Below are 15,675 nucleotides of genomic sequence, written 5' to 3' on the forward strand. Positions count from 1 at the left end.
GGCTTAGCCCGAAGTTGTTTTTGTCATTAGACAGCTTGATTTAATCTTTTTGCTAGACGACTTACTTTTCTAGCAGCTGCATTTTTATGAATAGTATTTTTTGCAGAAGCTCTTGAAAGCTTCTTTTCTACTATTTTAAGTAAAGCTTTAGCTGAATCGATGTCTCCGTTTTCTAGGGCCTTGTTGAATTTAGTAATATATGTTTTAATTTCAGACTTTCTAGCCTTATTTAAAGCAGTCTTTACCTTGATAACTTCAATTCTCTTTTTAGCTGATTTAATATTTGCCAACAGGTTCACCCCCTTCAAATACTTTAACAAAAGTAATTTTACCATGAAGAGATATAAATTGCAAGAAAAATATGCTATTTCTTTTATATCCAAGTTTTATTTAAATTATTCATATATACAAAAAGTATAAATATAACTAGCAAGTGCAATTATATTATATATACATTAAAATGCACAGAGATAATAAATTATGGAGGTGTTAAAGTGTTTCAATTAAGAACTGACCTAGCTATTGAAGCAAGAGAGATATTTCAAAGTAAAAATAGAGAAGAACTAAGGGGAGTAGAGGTAGGAGTAGAAAAAAATAAAAACTATGAAATTACTAGAGTTAAAATACTTAATGAATACGGGGAAAAAAAACTTGGAAAGCCTAGAGGTACATATATTACCATTGAAGTACCTTCACTAAAAAAGGCAGACCAAGAGTTAAAGGATGAAATAAGTAAGGTTTTGGCAAAGGAACTCAAGGCTTTGATTAAACCTAGTAAAAGCATGAAATCCTTAGTAGTAGGCTTAGGTAATTGGAATGTAACTCCAGATGCATTAGGTCCAAAGGTTATAGACAAAGTTTATGTGACCAGGCATCTTTTTAAAGCATACAACAAGACAGAGGATGAGACCATGTCAGATGTTTCTGCGATATCACCAGGAGTTATGGGAGTAACAGGAATAGAAACAAGTGAAACAATAAAAGGAATTGTAGAAAAGACTAAGCCTGATATTATAGTAGCAGTTGATGCACTAGCTTCTAGAAAAATGGAAAGGGTTAGTACTACAATTCAAATTACTGATACTGGCATAAGTCCAGGCTCTGGAGTTGGGAATGAAAGAAAAGCATTAAATGAAGAAACCTTAGGTGTTCCTGTAATAGCCATAGGAATACCTACAGTCGTAGATGCAGCTACAATGGTTAATGATACTATGGAATTAATGGTAAGCTCTCTAAAAAAACAAGCAGATAAAGAAACAAGTTTTTACTCTATGCTAGAAGAAATGGAATCTGGAGATAAATATGAATTTATCAAGGAAGTATTAGCTCCATATATGCCTAATGTTGTAGTCACTCCTAAGGAGATAGATGAGCTAATAAGCAATTTATCTTTAATAATAGCCAATGGAATAAACATATCCTTACATCATGGAATTGATTTAAAGGATGTAAATAAATACATAAACTGAAACCCTATGATTGTCATAGGGTTTTCTTGTAAATTACTATAATCATAATACCCTATTGTATGGAATATAATTTGGTATAATATTTTTACTTTAAGGAGCGAGTATTATGATAAAAAACACCAATTTAGATAAAGGAATAGCATATATTTTGATTGCTGTATTATGTTTGACAAATTTATTTCTAGGGGTAAAGGTTATTGGCAAATTCTCTACTATCAAAAAGTTAAAAACAATGCATGAAGAAGATATTCTAGAAGACAAGGTCATTTCGGTATTTAATAATAAAGCTATGAGCCTTGATGTTGAACTGAAGGACAATGTAAATAATGGCATTAGTAAGCAAAATGGAGATAGAGCTATTAATAAGGGAGATAATGATTTCTTCTTAAGACTATTGCTAAATTCAAATGTCTACATGAAGAGAGTATATGACATGCAAAACAGAGAGGATAGCATTTTACTAACTAAAGGGAATATTTTTGAAAGATTATCTGCATTGTTTAAACCAGATTTCTATATAAAGCCACATCTTCCAGCTATGGTAAGTGCTTTTAATAATACATATACTTGGGAAGAAATAAAGGAAGAGGGAGAGCATGATGAATTAGAAGGATATATTATTCTTAGCGACATAATATTTATTGAGGATCCTGAAGAAAAAAATGATTTTGAACAGGAGCTTGAACTTATAGGTAAAAAACATGAGGAAAAAGTCTATGTTGAGCCTCCAAAAACTGTAGCTTTAGACCATGAAAATCCTTATATTCTTTTATATCATACTCATGGAACAGAAGCATATTTGCCTATTACTACAGGAAGATTTCATACTGAAAAAAGAGAGTATAATGTAATAACAATAGGAGAGATTATTGGGAGAAGTCTTGAAGAAAAGGGACATAAGTTAAAGCATATCGATATTTATCATGATATACCATCCTATAATCAATCATACATTAGGTCACTAGCAACAATAAAAGAAGAACTAAATAAAAATGAGAGCATTAAAGTAATATTTGATATCCATAGAGATGGCATAGAAGGCGAATCTGCCAGCACAACAAAAGCACAGGAATCTGCTAGAATTTCGATTAATGACAAAAGTGTGGCTACTTTTTCTCTGGTTATAGGACCAGATAACCCAAACAAAGAGCAGCTTATTAAATTTGCAAATTATATTAGACATATTTCTGAAGGCATGTATCCTGGACTATGTAAGGGTATAATAATGAAGCCAAGTGGTAAGTTTAATCAATATGTAAGTGACTATTATGCATTGATAGAAGTAGGCAGCAATTTAAATACAATAGAAGAAGCAAAAGAATCTGCGAAATATATAGGGGAAATTTTACACAAAGTAATTGAAAGCATAGATGAGGGAGAATAAATTTATTACCCAAACTATTATTTTATATAAATAAATGTTATAATTATTCTTAGCAATTTTGTCTAAGGGGGTAAGGACGTGGAGGAAAAACAAAAGAATAATATTAGGAAAGAAATATTTGAATGGACAAAGAGCATTGCTTTTGCATTAGTAATAGCCATCTTAATCAAAACTTTTTTATTTAATACTACTTATGTTCTAGGATATTCAATGTACCCAACACTACATGAAAGGGACAGGCTATTTACAAATAAAATAGTATATAAAATTAGTGAGCCTAAGCATGGAGATATTGTAGTGCTTAAAGCACCTGATGATCCAAGCAAGGATTATATAAAAAGGGTTATAGGTGCTGCTGGTGATAAAATTGAAATAAGAGATGGAAGAATTTATGTAAATGGAAAGCTTTATGTAGAAGACTATATCTCTGAAGATGCATATACTTACTGTTATGATAATAATTCATGGGAGGTACCAGAAGGATATGTATTCGTACTAGGAGATAATAGGAACAAAGGAGCTAGTAAAGATAGTAGATACTTGGGACCAATTCCAATTAGCTCAATAAAGGGAAAGGCCTCATATAGATATTTTCCATTTGATAGTAGATTTGGCTCATTATATAAATAGGAATAAAAAACCAGATAATTGCCAATAATATTTTTGGTGATGGTTTTGGAAAGTAGACTAGAGAAATATAAAAATATTAAGCTGGAAAAAAGGCAAAGAAGAATTAAGAAAGTTATTATTATCCTTTCTATTATAATCCTTATTTATGGGATGAATATAGTAGACAGAGCTGTTAGAGATATGATGTGTATCTATGACAGACAGCTTTATTTCTTTAATCATGATAATGACTTTTACAGACTTCATTTGTTTGGGCAAGATTATTTAGTTGAAAAAAAACAAATAAATGATAAAATATATAAAACAAAAGGTATCATAGAAGATTTTACTAAGCTAGTCAATGATTATTCGGACAAGGTATTAAAAATAATAAGGACCAGGTAATATTTCTGGTCTTTTATCATTTTACAACTTATGCTATAATTGAAAAGGGTATTTTTCCTGTAAATGAGGAGGATAGATATAATGGAAGATAGGCAAAAGAGGATTAGAAATTTTTCAATAATTGCCCATATAGATCATGGCAAATCCACACTAGCAGATAGACTAATAGAAAAAACGGGTTTACTTACTTTAAGAGAGATGCAGGATCAACTTCTTGATAATATGGATCTGGAGAGGGAAAGAGGAATCACAATTAAGCTACAAACAATAAGACTTGTATATAAGGCAAAAGATGGAGAGGAATATATTTTAAATCTAATAGATACTCCTGGACATGTGGATTTTAACTACGAAGTGTCAAGGAGCTTAGCTGCATGTGAAGGTGCAATACTTATAGTAGATGCAGCGCAAGGTATTGAAGCACAGACATTAGCTAATGTGTATTTAGCTTTAGATCAAAATCTAGAAATAGTTCCAGTCATAAATAAAATAGACCTACCTGGTGCAAGACCTGATGAAATTAAAAAGGAAATAGAGGATGTAATAGGGCTTGACTGTGAAGATGCACCACTTATATCCGCAAAGGAAGGAATAAATATCGAAGATGTTTTAGAAAGTGTAGTGAACAAAGTTCCAGCACCAGAAGGAGATAAAGATGCTCCATTAAAGGCTCTTATTTTTGACTCCTATTATGATAGCTATAAGGGAGTTATAGCTATGACAAGGGTAAAGGACGGAGTTATAAAGCCAGGCATGGAAATAAAAATGATGGCAACAAATAAAAAATTTGAAGTAACTGAAGTAGGAATATTTGCGCCAAAACAAACTGTTGTAAAAGAACTAGTGGCTGGCGATGTTGGCTATGTAGCAGCTAGTATAAAAAATGTTAAGGATGCAAGGGTAGGAGATACTATTACAGAGGCTTCAAGGCCTACAGATAAGCCTCTACCTGGTTATAAAAAAGTTACTTCTATGGTTTATTGTGGTGTGTATCCAGCAGAGGGTGAAGACTATAACAGCGTTAGAGATGCCTTAGAAAAGCTTCAAGTTAATGACGCCGCATTAGTATTTGAGCCTGAAACATCTGTTGCATTAGGCTTTGGCTTTAGATGTGGCTTTTTGGGACTGCTTCATATGGAAATAATGCAGGAAAGACTAGAGAGAGAATTTGATTTAAATATAGTAACAACAGCACCTAGTGTTATATATAAGGTTAAGAAAAAAAGCGGAGAAATGCTTGAGCTACAAAATCCTACAAATCTTCCAGAGGAAACAGAGATAGAATATATGGAAGAACCTATTGTAGATGTTACAATTATGACTCCAACTGATTATGTAGGCTCAATTATGGAACTATGTCAGAATAGAAGAGGAATCTTTAAAAACATGGAATATTTAGAGCAAACAAGGGTAGTAATGCACTATGAATTACCTCTTAATGAAGTTATATATGACTTTTTTGATGCTTTAAAATCAAAAACAAGAGGATATGCTTCTCTTGATTATGAGCTTAAAGGTTATAAAAAGTCAGAATTAGTAAAACTGGATATCTTAATTAATGGAGAGCTAGTAGATGCTTTTTCTATTATTGCTCATAAAGATAAAGCATATGAAAGAGGAAGAATGATTTCTGAAAAGCTTAAAGATGTTATACCTAGACACCAGTTTGCAGTGCCTATTCAGGCTGCTATAGGCTCTAAAATTATAGCCAGAGAAACTGTAAGAGCACTGAGAAAAGATGTACTAGCAAAATGCTATGGTGGCGATATATCTAGAAAGAAAAAGCTTTTAGAGAAACAAAAAGAGGGAAAGAAACGAATGAGGCAAATTGGTAGTGTAGAGGTACCACAAGAAGCGTTTCTAGCAGTTTTAAAATATGATGAAAAATAATATATAAACAGTAGGGATACTTGCTCATGGCAAATGCCAGGGCGGATTCTATTGTTTTACTTTTGTGCTTAGATTAAGCTAAGGAAGTTTTTCCTTGGCTTTAAATATTTTATAAGGAGTGTTTTCTATGGGTGATATTGGAATTTATGTTCATATTCCATTTTGTCAAAGCAAATGTTATTACTGCGACTTTTGTTCATATCCTAGTATTCTGGATAACTCTGAAAAATATATTAGTTACTTAAAAAGAGAGATAGACATATATGAAGAAAGATTAAAGGATTATAGCATAAGCACAATATTCCTTGGCGGAGGTACACCTACAGCAATAAATGGAGAGTATATTTATGAAATAATGGGATATATTCACAAAAAATTAAACACTAATAGAATAAAAGAGGTTTCAATCGAGTCAAATCCTAAGACTTTAGATGACGAAAAGTTAAATATATATAAAAATGCAGGTATAAATAGAATAAGTCTTGGTGTTCAATCTATGAATGATACTATGTTAAATAAGATTGGCAGAATTCACACAGCAGAAGATTTTATTAATACGTATAGACTTATTAGAAAACACGGCTTTGACAATGTAAACTTTGATATTATGTTCAACTTGCCAGGACAAACAATACATGATTCTATTAAAACCTTAGGTATAATTACAGAGTTAGAACCAGAGCATATATCATACTATAGTCTAAAAATTGAAGAAGATACTCCATTTTATCATATGTATATGAATAAGCAAATTGTATTGCCGGATGAAGATACCGAGAGGGAAATGTACCATAAGGGAATAGAGCTTTTAGAAAAGAAGGACTACATCCATTATGAAATATCTAATTTTGCCAAAAAAGGATATGAAAGCAGACATAATTTAATTTATTGGAGAGCTGAACCATATATAGGCTTAGGCTTATCTGCACATTCGTATTTTGAAAAATTTAGATATGGAAACACAGAAGACCTAAATATTTATTTTGAACAATTATCTAATGGTCAATTACCCATAGAAGAAAAAGAATTTATTGACGATAATATGGAAGTGGCAGAATACATTATTTTAGGACTTAGATTAATGCAGGGAGTCAATATTGAAGATTTTAGAAAAAGATTCTGTATAGATATTTTAGATAAATATGGAGAAATTATTGATAAATTTATCAAGAAAGGCTTACTAGAGAAAAAGGATAATAATATAAAATTGACGAAAAAGGGTCTAGATTTATGCAACTTAGTATTCATGGAAATACTTCCATAGAATAGAGACATAAAAAATTAGCAAAAGGTATTGACAAATTAATGTAATAATGATATTTTAAAAACATAGTTATTAGCACTCAACGACATAGAGTGCTAATAACTTGACAGGTATTTGTTATACCTATTAAATAAATTAGGATGTGATTAGTGTATGATGCTTGATGAAAGAAAAATTAAAATTTTGCAGGCAATTATACAAAGCTATATAACTAATGCTGAGCCAATTGGCTCTAGAACCATATCAAAAAAATTTGACCTAGGTGTTAGTTCTGCTACTATTAGAAATGAAATGTCCGACTTAGAGGAGCTTGGATATTTAGTTCAGCCGCATACTTCAGCAGGCAGGATACCTTCTGACAAAGGATATAGACTATATGTAAATCGATTGCTAGAGTCAAATGATTTGGGCTTCATATTGAGACATGATCTAAAGAATAGATTAATAAATGAAATTGGTGAGATTGATCAGCTCATATATAATGCTGCAAGGATATTATCAAAGGTAACAAACTATACTTCTCTAGCTATAGCACCACAAATAAAAAAGAGTCAGCTTAAACATATTCAATTAATACCAATAGACGATTCTAAGATATTAGTAGTAATTGTAACTGATTCTGGAATAGTAAAAAACACTGTACTTAGAACCGAGCATAGTATTTCATCTGATCATTTGAATATTATTAATAACTTCTTAAATATTAAATTAAAAGGCTTAAATATTGGAGAAATTGGGGCAGAGGTTTTAGACCAGCTAATTAAGGAAATTTATGATTATAAAAATTCCATATTAGACATTCTACCTACTATAGTCTATGCCTTAGATGATATAGAGGGAATAGAGGTTTTTGCAGATGGTGTAAATAAAATATTTAATTTTCCAGAATATAATGATGTAGAAAAAGCTAGAGATTTTATATCGTTTATTGAAAACAAACCATTTATTATAGATATGATGTTAAGCGGGGAACATAATGATATTGAAATAAGCATAGGAAATGAGAATGCTTATGATGAAATAAAAAATTGTAGTGTTATTACTGCAACTTATAGTGTTAATGGAAAGACCATAGGTAAGATTGGAGTAATCGGGCCTACCCGTATGGATTATTCCAACGTAATAAGCGTTGTTAGATCCTTATCATTAGATTTAAATGAAATAATTAAGAATTATTTTATAAAATAAGGTGTAAGACTTTTAGTCTTGCACCAAATATAATAAATGGAGTAAATAAAATGGGACCAATATTATCGAATGGAGGACTTATGAATGGTTAAGAAATCAAATGAAGATATTAAGGAGCAAAATTTAGAAAATGAAAGCGTAGACAGTAATCTAGAGGCCAATGCTGAAGAAATGAATGAAGATAAAGAAATAAGTTTAGATGAGCTAATGGACAAATACAATAAAAAAACAAATGAATGGGAAGAACTTTCAAATAGGTACATTAGACTTCAAGCAGATTTTAATAATTTCAAAAAGAGAACTGAAAAAGAAAGAGAAAGTACATATCAATTTGCTACACAAGATATTATGACTTCCTTACTTCCTGTTCTGGATAATTTTGATAGGGCTCTTGGAGTAGATATAGAAGAAACTAATGTGAAGAACCTGTATAAAGGTGTAGAAATGGTTCATAATCAGCTTTTAGAAGTACTTCAATCTAAAGGCTTAGAAGAAATAAGCTCATTAAATGAACAATTTGATCCAAACTTTCATCATGCAGTAGTCCAAGAGGAAAGCGAAAATCATGATGAAAATACTATAATAGAAGTTTTTCAAAAAGGCTACAAAGTAAAAGATAAGGTTATTAGACCTAGTATGGTTAAGGTTTCAAAATAAATTAGTCTATATAAGGAGGAATAAACATGTCAAAAATAATTGGAATTGACTTAGGAACAACAAACTCTTGCGTTGCTGTAATGGAAGGCGGCGAGCCAGTTGTAATACCTAATGCAGAGGGCAATAGAACTACACCTTCTGTAGTTGCATTTACAAAAGATGGAGAAAGACTTGTTGGGGAAACAGCAAAAAGACAGGCTGTTACAAATCCTGATAGAACAATTGCTTCAATAAAAAGATATATGGGTAAGGATCATAATACATTGATTGATGGGGTACAGCATACTCCACAAGATATATCGGCTATGGTACTTCAAAAACTTAAAACTGATGCAGAAAATTATTTAGGAGAAACAGTTACAGATGCTGTAATAACAGTTCCAGCATACTTTACAGATAGTCAAAGACAAGCAACAAAAGATGCAGGAAGAATAGCAGGATTAAATGTTAGGCGAATAATCAATGAGCCTACTGCTGCATCTTTAGCATATGGGTTAGACAAAGATGAAGAACACCATAAAATAATGGTATTTGATTTAGGTGGGGGTACTTTTGACGTATCTATACTTGAGCTTGGAGATGGAGTATTTGAGGTTATCGCAACTAATGGAGATAATCATCTTGGTGGAGATGACTTTGACCAAGTAATTATTGATTATATGGCAGAGCAATTTAAAAAAGAAAATGGTGTAGATTTAAGAAATGACAAAATGTCTCTTCAAAGACTAAAAGAAGCTGCAGAAAAAGCAAAAAAAGAGCTTTCAACTGTTATGACTACAAGTATTAATCTACCATTTATCACTGCCACTCAAGCAGGACCATTACATTTAACTATGGATTTAACAAGAGCTAAGTTCGATGAGCTTACTGCACATCTTGTAGAAAGATCTATGGAACCAGTAAGAAAGGCCATTCGTGACTCTGGTTTATCTCCTGCAGAAATAGATAGAGTTATTCTTGTTGGTGGTTCTACAAGAATTCCTGCAGTACAGCAAGCAGTAAAAAATCTTACAGGAAAAGAACCTCATAAAGGAGTTAATCCAGACGAGGTAGTTGCATTAGGAGCAGCTATTCAAGCGGGTGTTCTTAGTGGTGAAGTTAAAGATTTATTACTACTTGACGTAACACCATTATCACTTGGTATTGAAACATTAGGTGGAGTATTTACAAAATTAATAGAGAGAAATACAACTATACCAACAAAGAAAAGTCAAATATTCTCTACAGCTGCTGATAGTCAAACTGCAGTTGATATACATGTGCTTCAAGGAGAAAGAGAAATGGCTAGTGGCAACATTACACTAGGTAGATTCCAATTAACAGGAATTCCACCAGCACCAAGAGGAATACCTCAAATTGAAGTTACATTTGATATAGATGCTAATGGTATAGTAAATGTGTCTGCTAAAGATTTAGGCACTGGAAAAGAGCAAAAAATCACTATTACAGCTTCAACAAACTTATCAGAAGAAGAAATTCAAAAAAAAGTTAAAGAAGCTGAACAATTTGCAGAAGAGGATAGAAAAAACAAAGAAAATATAGAAGCAAGAAATCATGCAGATTCATTAGTATATCAAACTGAGAAAACTCTTAAAGAGCTAGAAGGAAAAATAGATGATTCTGAAAAGACCAAAGTACAAAGTAAACTTGATGAACTGAAAAAGGCTCTTGAAGGAACAGATACAGAAAACATTAAGAAAAAAACAGAAGAGTTAACTGCGGAGTTCCATCAAATATCGCAAAAACTATATGAGCAAGCTGCACAGCAGGGAGCACAAGAAGCGCCTAATCAAGAAGCTAATCAAGATGACAATGTTGTAGATGCTGATTATGAAGTAGTAGATGACGACAAATAATATAAAAAGCTAAGTCCTTTGGGATTTAGCTTTTATATTGACTATTGACATATTAAAATAAATAACATAAACTAGTAAGCGTTTAATGGAACATAATAAGTAAAACTACGTCATTAGAAGGTGATGAAAGATTGAGTAAAAGAGATTATTATGAGGTATTAGGCATTGATAGAAATGCTTCTGAGACGGAAATAAAAAGAGCCTTTAGACAGCTAGCAAAAAAATATCATCCAGATCTGAATCCTGACAATAAGGAAGCAGAGCAAAAATTTAAAGAGATTAATGAGGCATATGAAGTCCTAAGTGATTCAGATAAAAAAGCTAGATACGACAGGTTTGGTCATGCAGGTGTAGACCAAAATGGAGGCTTCGGTCAAGGCTTTGGAGGCTTTACAGGAGGCTTTGGAGATATTTTTGAAGATATTTTTGATATGTTTGGGGGCGGATTTTCAAGTACCAGAAAGAATGCGCCTAGAAAAGGTTCAGATATTAAATATAGACTTGATATAGATTTTGAAGAAGCTGCCTTTGGAGCAGAAAAGGAAATTGAGTTCAGCAGAACAGAGAACTGTTCAAAATGTAATGGTACGGGGGCAGAACCAGGAACTAATAAAACTAAGTGCTCAAAATGTAGCGGTACTGGAGAAATAAAGTATGCACAAAATACTCCCTTTGGTAAGATTGTAAGAGTAGGCACCTGTGATATATGTCATGGCTCTGGTGAAATAATAGATAAGCCCTGTACTACATGCTCTGGCTCAGGGAAAGAAAGAAAGACTAGAAAAATTAATATTAAAATTCCAGCAGGAGTAGATACTGGCTCAGTCATACCCTTAAGAGGTGAAGGAGAGTCAGGAGAAAAAGGAGGTCCTTCAGGGGATTTATATATATATATTAATGTAAAACCCCATGAAATATTTACTAGGGAAGGAAATGATATTTTCTGTGAAGTCCCTATATCGTTTGTTCAGGCTTCACTTGGAGCAGAAATAGATATACCTTCACTTGAAGATGAAATAAAGCATGTTATTCCAGAAGGAACTCAAACTGGAACTGTGTTTAAATTTAAAAATAAAGGTATCCCTAATGTAAGAGGATATGGAAGAGGAGATCAATACGTTAAGGTAGTAGTTAAAGTACCTACAAAGTTAACTGAAAACCAGAGAGAACTATTAAAGCAATTTGCAATAGAAAGCGGAGAAAGGGTTAGTGAGCATAAAAAAGGCTTTTTTGATAAAGTAAAGGATGCTTTTACTGGGTAATAACTATTTCGTTTTTATTCAAGCTGGAATAGAAACGGATTTCTAATATTTTTTGATGACCAGTTTGATTATGAATGTGTTTTTTAACATATATAGGGTATTATAATATTTGATAAAAGCTAATTATCTAGAACAAATTAAAGAGAGGTGTGTGAATGATATGAAATGGATTGAGATACAAATTAAAACTACATCAGAGGCGGTTGAAGCTGTAACAAGCATATTATATGAGGTAGGGGCAGGAGGACTAGCCATTGAAGATCCTAATGATATCATTTCATATGCCAATAGTGATGAAAACTGGGATTTTATCGAAGCAAGCTTGTTAGAGCAGCAATATGATGGAGTAATTGTGAAGGCATACTTCCCAGAAAGTGAAGATTTAATAGACAAGATTGAACTTATTAAGCAAAATGTTGAAAAAATTCCGCAATTTAATTTGGATAAAGGCTTAGGTGAAGTAACTACTACTGAGGTCTACGAGAAGGATTGGGCTGATTCATGGAAAAAATATTATAAACCTAAAAAAATTGGAGATAGAATCGTCATAAAACCTTCTTGGGAAGAATATGAGGTTGAAGATAACGACATAATAATAGAATTGGATCCAGGTATGGCTTTTGGAACTGGAACCCATGAAACTACAATAATGTGTATTAAACAGCTTGAAAAATACGTTAATGAAGGAAATGTTGTATTTGATATAGGCTGTGGAAGTGGCATATTATCAATAGCTGCTGCAAAGCTTGGAGCTAAAAAAGTCATAGGTGTAGATTTAGATGAGCTATCTGTAAAAGTATCCAATGAAAATGCTAAGATGAACAAAGTAGAAAATATTGTGGATATTAAACATGGTAATTTATTAGATGTAATTAAAGAAAAAGCAGACTTAGTTGTTTCTAACATTGTTGCTGAAATTATAACTGTTTTATCTAAGGATGTTACTAAATTTTTAAACAAGGAAGGCATATTTATTACATCAGGAATAATACATGAAAAAACTCAAACGGTTAAAGAAGCTATGATAGAAGAAGGCTTAGAAATACTAGATACAGTAACTATGGGAGAATGGGTATGCATAGTTGCAAAATTAGGAGAAGATAAAAAATATGCATAGATTTTTTACTGATATAAAAAACATCCATGAGGATAAGATAACAATAATAGGTGAAGATGTTAAGCATATTAAAAATGTTTTAAGATTAAACGTAGAAGATATAATAACCATATGTGATAAAAACAAAACAGAATACACATCAAAAATATTATCAATAAATAAAGAAAGTATAGTTTGTCATATATTAGATTCTACTACATCTATTTCAGAACCTCCTGTAGATGTAGTATTGTATCAAGGGATACCAAAGTCTACCAAAATGGATTTGATCATTCAAAAAAATACAGAGCTTGGAGTAATCAAAATAATACCAATAATAACAGATAGAACTATTACAAGGATACAAGATATAAAAAAAGAGGAAAAAAAACTTGAAAGATGGAATCGGATAGCAGAGGAAGCAGCAAAACAGAGCAAAAGAGGTATTGTTCCAGAGGTAGGAGGGATTCTACCTTTTAAAGAGATGCTTAAAGTACTTAAAAATGAGAAATTAATTATAGTTCCTTATGAAAATGAAGAGAAATTAGGAATAAAAGAAGCACTTAAAGGATTTGATGGTGAAAAGATTAATATAATAATAGGGCCTGAAGGTGGATTTGAAGAATGGGAAATTAATTCGCTCAAGAGTATAGGCTCTAAGATAGTTTCCCTTGGTCCTAGAATACTTAGAACAGAGACGGCTGGCTTTACTGCTTCTACAATAGTTTTATATGAACTAGGAGATTTAGGGGTGATCCAATGAAAAAAGTTGCTTTCCATACTCTTGGCTGCAAGGTAAATCAATACGAAACAGAAGCAATGGCTGAGCTTTTTAAGAAAAATGACTATATCATAGTAGATGAAAATAATATTGCTGATGTTTATGTTATAAATACTTGTACTATTACTAATTTAGGTGATAGAAAATCAAGACAATTTATCAGACGGGCGAAAAATAAAAATACAGATGCGGTTATTGCTGTAGTAGGATGCTATGCACAAACATCTCCTGACGAGGTAATGAATATTGAAGAGGTTGATATCGTAATAGGAACTAAGGATAGAAATCGGATAGTAGAATTAACACAGCAAGTAGAAGAAGATAGAAAAAGGGTTAATATTGTAACTGATATTATGGATCAAAAAGAATTTGAAGAGATGAATATTGAGGATATAGAAGGAAAAACTAGGGCTTTCCTTAAAATTCAAGAGGGCTGCAACCAATACTGTTCATATTGTATTATCCCATATGCACGAGGTCCAATTAGAAGTAGAAAATTGGATAATATATTATTTGAAGTGAAAAAACTAGCTGATAAAGGATTTAAAGAAGTTGTATTAACAGGTATTCATGTTGCTTCATATGGTAAGGATACAGGACAAATGGAACTTATAGATGTTATTGAAAGAGTTCATGAAGTATCAGGAATTGAAAGAATTAGGTTAAGCTCAATAGAACCTACGATAATGACCAAAGCATTTATGGATAGACTAATTAAATTGCCTAAGGTCTGTGATCATTTTCACCTTTCACTACAAAGTGGTAGCGATACTGTTCTGAAAAGAATGAACAGAAAATATACAACAGAGGAATATAAAAAAATCGTAGATTTAATAAAATCATATATGCCGAATGTGGGTATAACTACAGATATAATAGTGGGATTCCCAGGAGAAACTGAAGAAGAGTTCAACGCAACATGCAGATTTGTTGACGAAATAGGTTTTTCAAGAATACATGTATTTCCCTACTCTCCAAGAAAAGGTACTCCAGCTTCAAAGTATAAAAACCAAGTAAACAGCGATGTAAAGCACTATAGAAGTAAAAAACTAATAGAGATAGGAGAAAAAAACACTAATGAATTTATTAGAAAATTCATAGGTAATACATTAGATGTGTTATTTGAAGAAGGGTCTAGGCTTAAACCAAAATTTATAGAAGGCTATACAACAAATTATATTAGAGTTCTAGCTAAAGGACATAGTTCATTAGAAGGTAAAATATTAAAAGTAAGCTTAGAGGAAATAGAGGACGAAATTTTGATTGGTAATATATTATATTAGTGAAGGATTTTTGTATATGTTTGTTGAATATTTATGTTAGTATATTATTAGTTTTGTTTAAACCGGATCAAGGAGGTGAATCGGGTGAGTGATTGTATATTTTGTAAAATCATAAATGGAGATATACCTGTAAACAAGGTTTATGAAGATGACAAAGTAATAGCATTTAACGATATAAACCCGCAAACTCCTATTCACATATTAATAATACCTAAAGAGCATATACCTTCTACAAACCATATAGGTGAAAATAACGCATATATTCTAAGTCATATATTTATCGCAATAAATAAAATTGCTAAAGAGAAGGATTTAGATAAACAAGGATATAGAATAGTAAATAACTGTGGAAAAGATGGTGGTCAAACAGTAGAGCATTTGCATTTTCACTTATTAGGAGGGAGACAATTACAATGGCCTCCAGGTTAAAATTAGAGTTGCATAATTTTGATATTTAATGTATAATAATCTAGTGCCGAATTCCACTTACTGCATATAGTATAGTAAAGACCTGTTGTAGTGGTTGAGGGG

General features: G+C 31.9%; 15 protein-coding genes. 14 read left to right on the plus strand and 1 reads right to left on the minus strand.

Going from position 1 to position 15,675, the window contains the following annotated elements; genetic code table 11:
- Positions 1–26: 26 nt before the first annotated feature.
- Positions 27–290 (minus strand): 30S ribosomal protein S20, encoded by a 264-nt coding sequence (rpsT, locus tag BLV37_RS10455; protein ID WP_091731048.1) that lies wholly within the window; start codon positions 288–290, stop codon positions 27–29.
- Positions 291–494: 204 nt separating this feature from the next.
- On the opposite strand from rpsT, the gene gpr reads away from it, so the two are divergent.
- From gpr to BLV37_RS10525, 14 genes are all read left to right on the plus strand, one after another.
- Positions 495–1,469 carry a GPR endopeptidase gene (gpr, locus tag BLV37_RS10460; protein ID WP_091731051.1) on the plus strand — a complete coding sequence of 325 codons (975 nt, stop codon included), beginning with the start codon at positions 495–497 and terminating at the stop codon, positions 1,467–1,469.
- Positions 1,470–1,575: 106 nt separating this feature from the next.
- Positions 1,576–2,853, plus strand: a complete 1,278-nt coding sequence (gene spoIIP / locus BLV37_RS10465) for a stage II sporulation protein P (protein ID WP_091731054.1) — start codon at positions 1,576–1,578, stop codon at positions 2,851–2,853.
- A gap of 78 nt (positions 2,854–2,931) precedes the next feature.
- Positions 2,932–3,483, plus strand: coding sequence for a signal peptidase I (lepB, locus tag BLV37_RS10470; RefSeq protein WP_244270524.1), 552 nt, complete (start codon positions 2,932–2,934; stop codon positions 3,481–3,483).
- A gap of 45 nt (positions 3,484–3,528) precedes the next feature.
- Positions 3,529–3,867: a hypothetical protein gene (locus tag BLV37_RS10475; protein ID WP_091731056.1), complete on the plus strand. Its 339-nt coding sequence runs from the start codon at positions 3,529–3,531 to the stop codon at positions 3,865–3,867.
- Between the two features lie 81 nt (positions 3,868–3,948).
- Entirely contained in the window at positions 3,949–5,757 is a 1,809-nt protein-coding gene (gene lepA / locus BLV37_RS10480) for a translation elongation factor 4 (RefSeq protein WP_091731059.1), read from the plus strand.
- Positions 5,758–5,884: 127 nt separating this feature from the next.
- Complete coding sequence (gene hemW, locus BLV37_RS10485; RefSeq protein WP_091731062.1) at positions 5,885–7,021, plus strand: radical SAM family heme chaperone HemW; 1,137 nt, start codon at positions 5,885–5,887, stop codon at positions 7,019–7,021.
- Positions 7,022–7,174: 153 nt separating this feature from the next.
- Positions 7,175–8,209 carry a heat-inducible transcriptional repressor HrcA gene (gene hrcA, locus BLV37_RS10490; protein WP_091731064.1) on the plus strand — a complete coding sequence of 345 codons (1,035 nt, stop codon included), beginning with the start codon at positions 7,175–7,177 and terminating at the stop codon, positions 8,207–8,209.
- An 84-nt stretch (positions 8,210–8,293) separates the two neighbouring features.
- Positions 8,294–8,866: a nucleotide exchange factor GrpE gene (gene grpE / locus BLV37_RS10495; RefSeq protein WP_091731066.1), complete on the plus strand. Its 573-nt coding sequence runs from the start codon at positions 8,294–8,296 to the stop codon at positions 8,864–8,866.
- Positions 8,867–8,892: 26 nt separating this feature from the next.
- Positions 8,893–10,722: a molecular chaperone DnaK gene (dnaK, locus tag BLV37_RS10500; protein WP_091731068.1), complete on the plus strand. Its 1,830-nt coding sequence runs from the start codon at positions 8,893–8,895 to the stop codon at positions 10,720–10,722.
- Between the two features lie 131 nt (positions 10,723–10,853).
- A complete protein-coding gene (gene dnaJ / locus BLV37_RS10505; RefSeq protein ID WP_091731071.1) occupies positions 10,854–11,984 on the plus strand; it encodes a molecular chaperone DnaJ in 1,131 nt (376 codons plus the stop codon).
- 160 nt (positions 11,985–12,144) lie between these two features.
- A complete protein-coding gene (prmA, locus tag BLV37_RS10510; protein WP_091731073.1) occupies positions 12,145–13,101 on the plus strand; it encodes a 50S ribosomal protein L11 methyltransferase in 957 nt (318 codons plus the stop codon).
- Positions 13,094–13,843 (plus strand): RsmE family RNA methyltransferase, encoded by a 750-nt coding sequence (locus BLV37_RS10515; protein ID WP_091731076.1) that lies wholly within the window; start codon positions 13,094–13,096, stop codon positions 13,841–13,843. The genes prmA and BLV37_RS10515 overlap by 8 nt, the downstream gene beginning before the upstream one ends.
- Positions 13,840–15,144, plus strand: coding sequence for a tRNA (N(6)-L-threonylcarbamoyladenosine(37)-C(2))-methylthiotransferase MtaB (mtaB, locus tag BLV37_RS10520; protein ID WP_091731079.1), 1,305 nt, complete (start codon positions 13,840–13,842; stop codon positions 15,142–15,144). Before BLV37_RS10515 ends, mtaB begins: the two co-directional genes overlap by 4 nt.
- 84 nt (positions 15,145–15,228) lie before the next feature.
- Positions 15,229–15,573: a histidine triad nucleotide-binding protein gene (locus tag BLV37_RS10525; protein WP_091731081.1), complete on the plus strand. Its 345-nt coding sequence runs from the start codon at positions 15,229–15,231 to the stop codon at positions 15,571–15,573.
- The last annotated feature ends 102 nt before the right edge of the window (positions 15,574–15,675 follow it).

Origin of the sequence: Proteiniborus ethanoligenes, assembly GCF_900107485.1 — a bacterium.
GTDB classification, from domain to species: domain Bacteria; phylum Bacillota; class Clostridia; order Tissierellales; family Proteiniboraceae; genus Proteiniborus; species Proteiniborus ethanoligenes.

What these genes read in the sequence shown, in the direction of transcription:
- grpE (WP_091731066.1), top strand. Translation starts at nt 8,294, where the DNA reads ATGGTTAAGAAATCAAATGAAGATATTAAGGAGCAAAATTTAGAAAAT.
- dnaK (WP_091731068.1), top strand. Translation starts at nt 8,893, where the DNA reads ATGTCAAAAATAATTGGAATTGACTTAGGAACAACAAACTCTTGCGTT.
- lepA (WP_091731059.1), top strand. Translation starts at nt 3,949, where the DNA reads ATGGAAGATAGGCAAAAGAGGATTAGAAATTTTTCAATAATTGCCCAT.
- hrcA (WP_091731064.1), top strand. Translation starts at nt 7,175, where the DNA reads ATGATGCTTGATGAAAGAAAAATTAAAATTTTGCAGGCAATTATACAA.
- BLV37_RS10515 (WP_091731076.1), top strand. Translation starts at nt 13,094, where the DNA reads ATGCATAGATTTTTTACTGATATAAAAAACATCCATGAGGATAAGATA.
- spoIIP (WP_091731054.1), top strand. Translation starts at nt 1,576, where the DNA reads ATGATAAAAAACACCAATTTAGATAAAGGAATAGCATATATTTTGATT.
- hemW (WP_091731062.1), top strand. Translation starts at nt 5,885, where the DNA reads ATGGGTGATATTGGAATTTATGTTCATATTCCATTTTGTCAAAGCAAA.
- mtaB (WP_091731079.1), top strand. Translation starts at nt 13,840, where the DNA reads ATGAAAAAAGTTGCTTTCCATACTCTTGGCTGCAAGGTAAATCAATAC.
- prmA (WP_091731073.1), top strand. Translation starts at nt 12,145, where the DNA reads ATGAAATGGATTGAGATACAAATTAAAACTACATCAGAGGCGGTTGAA.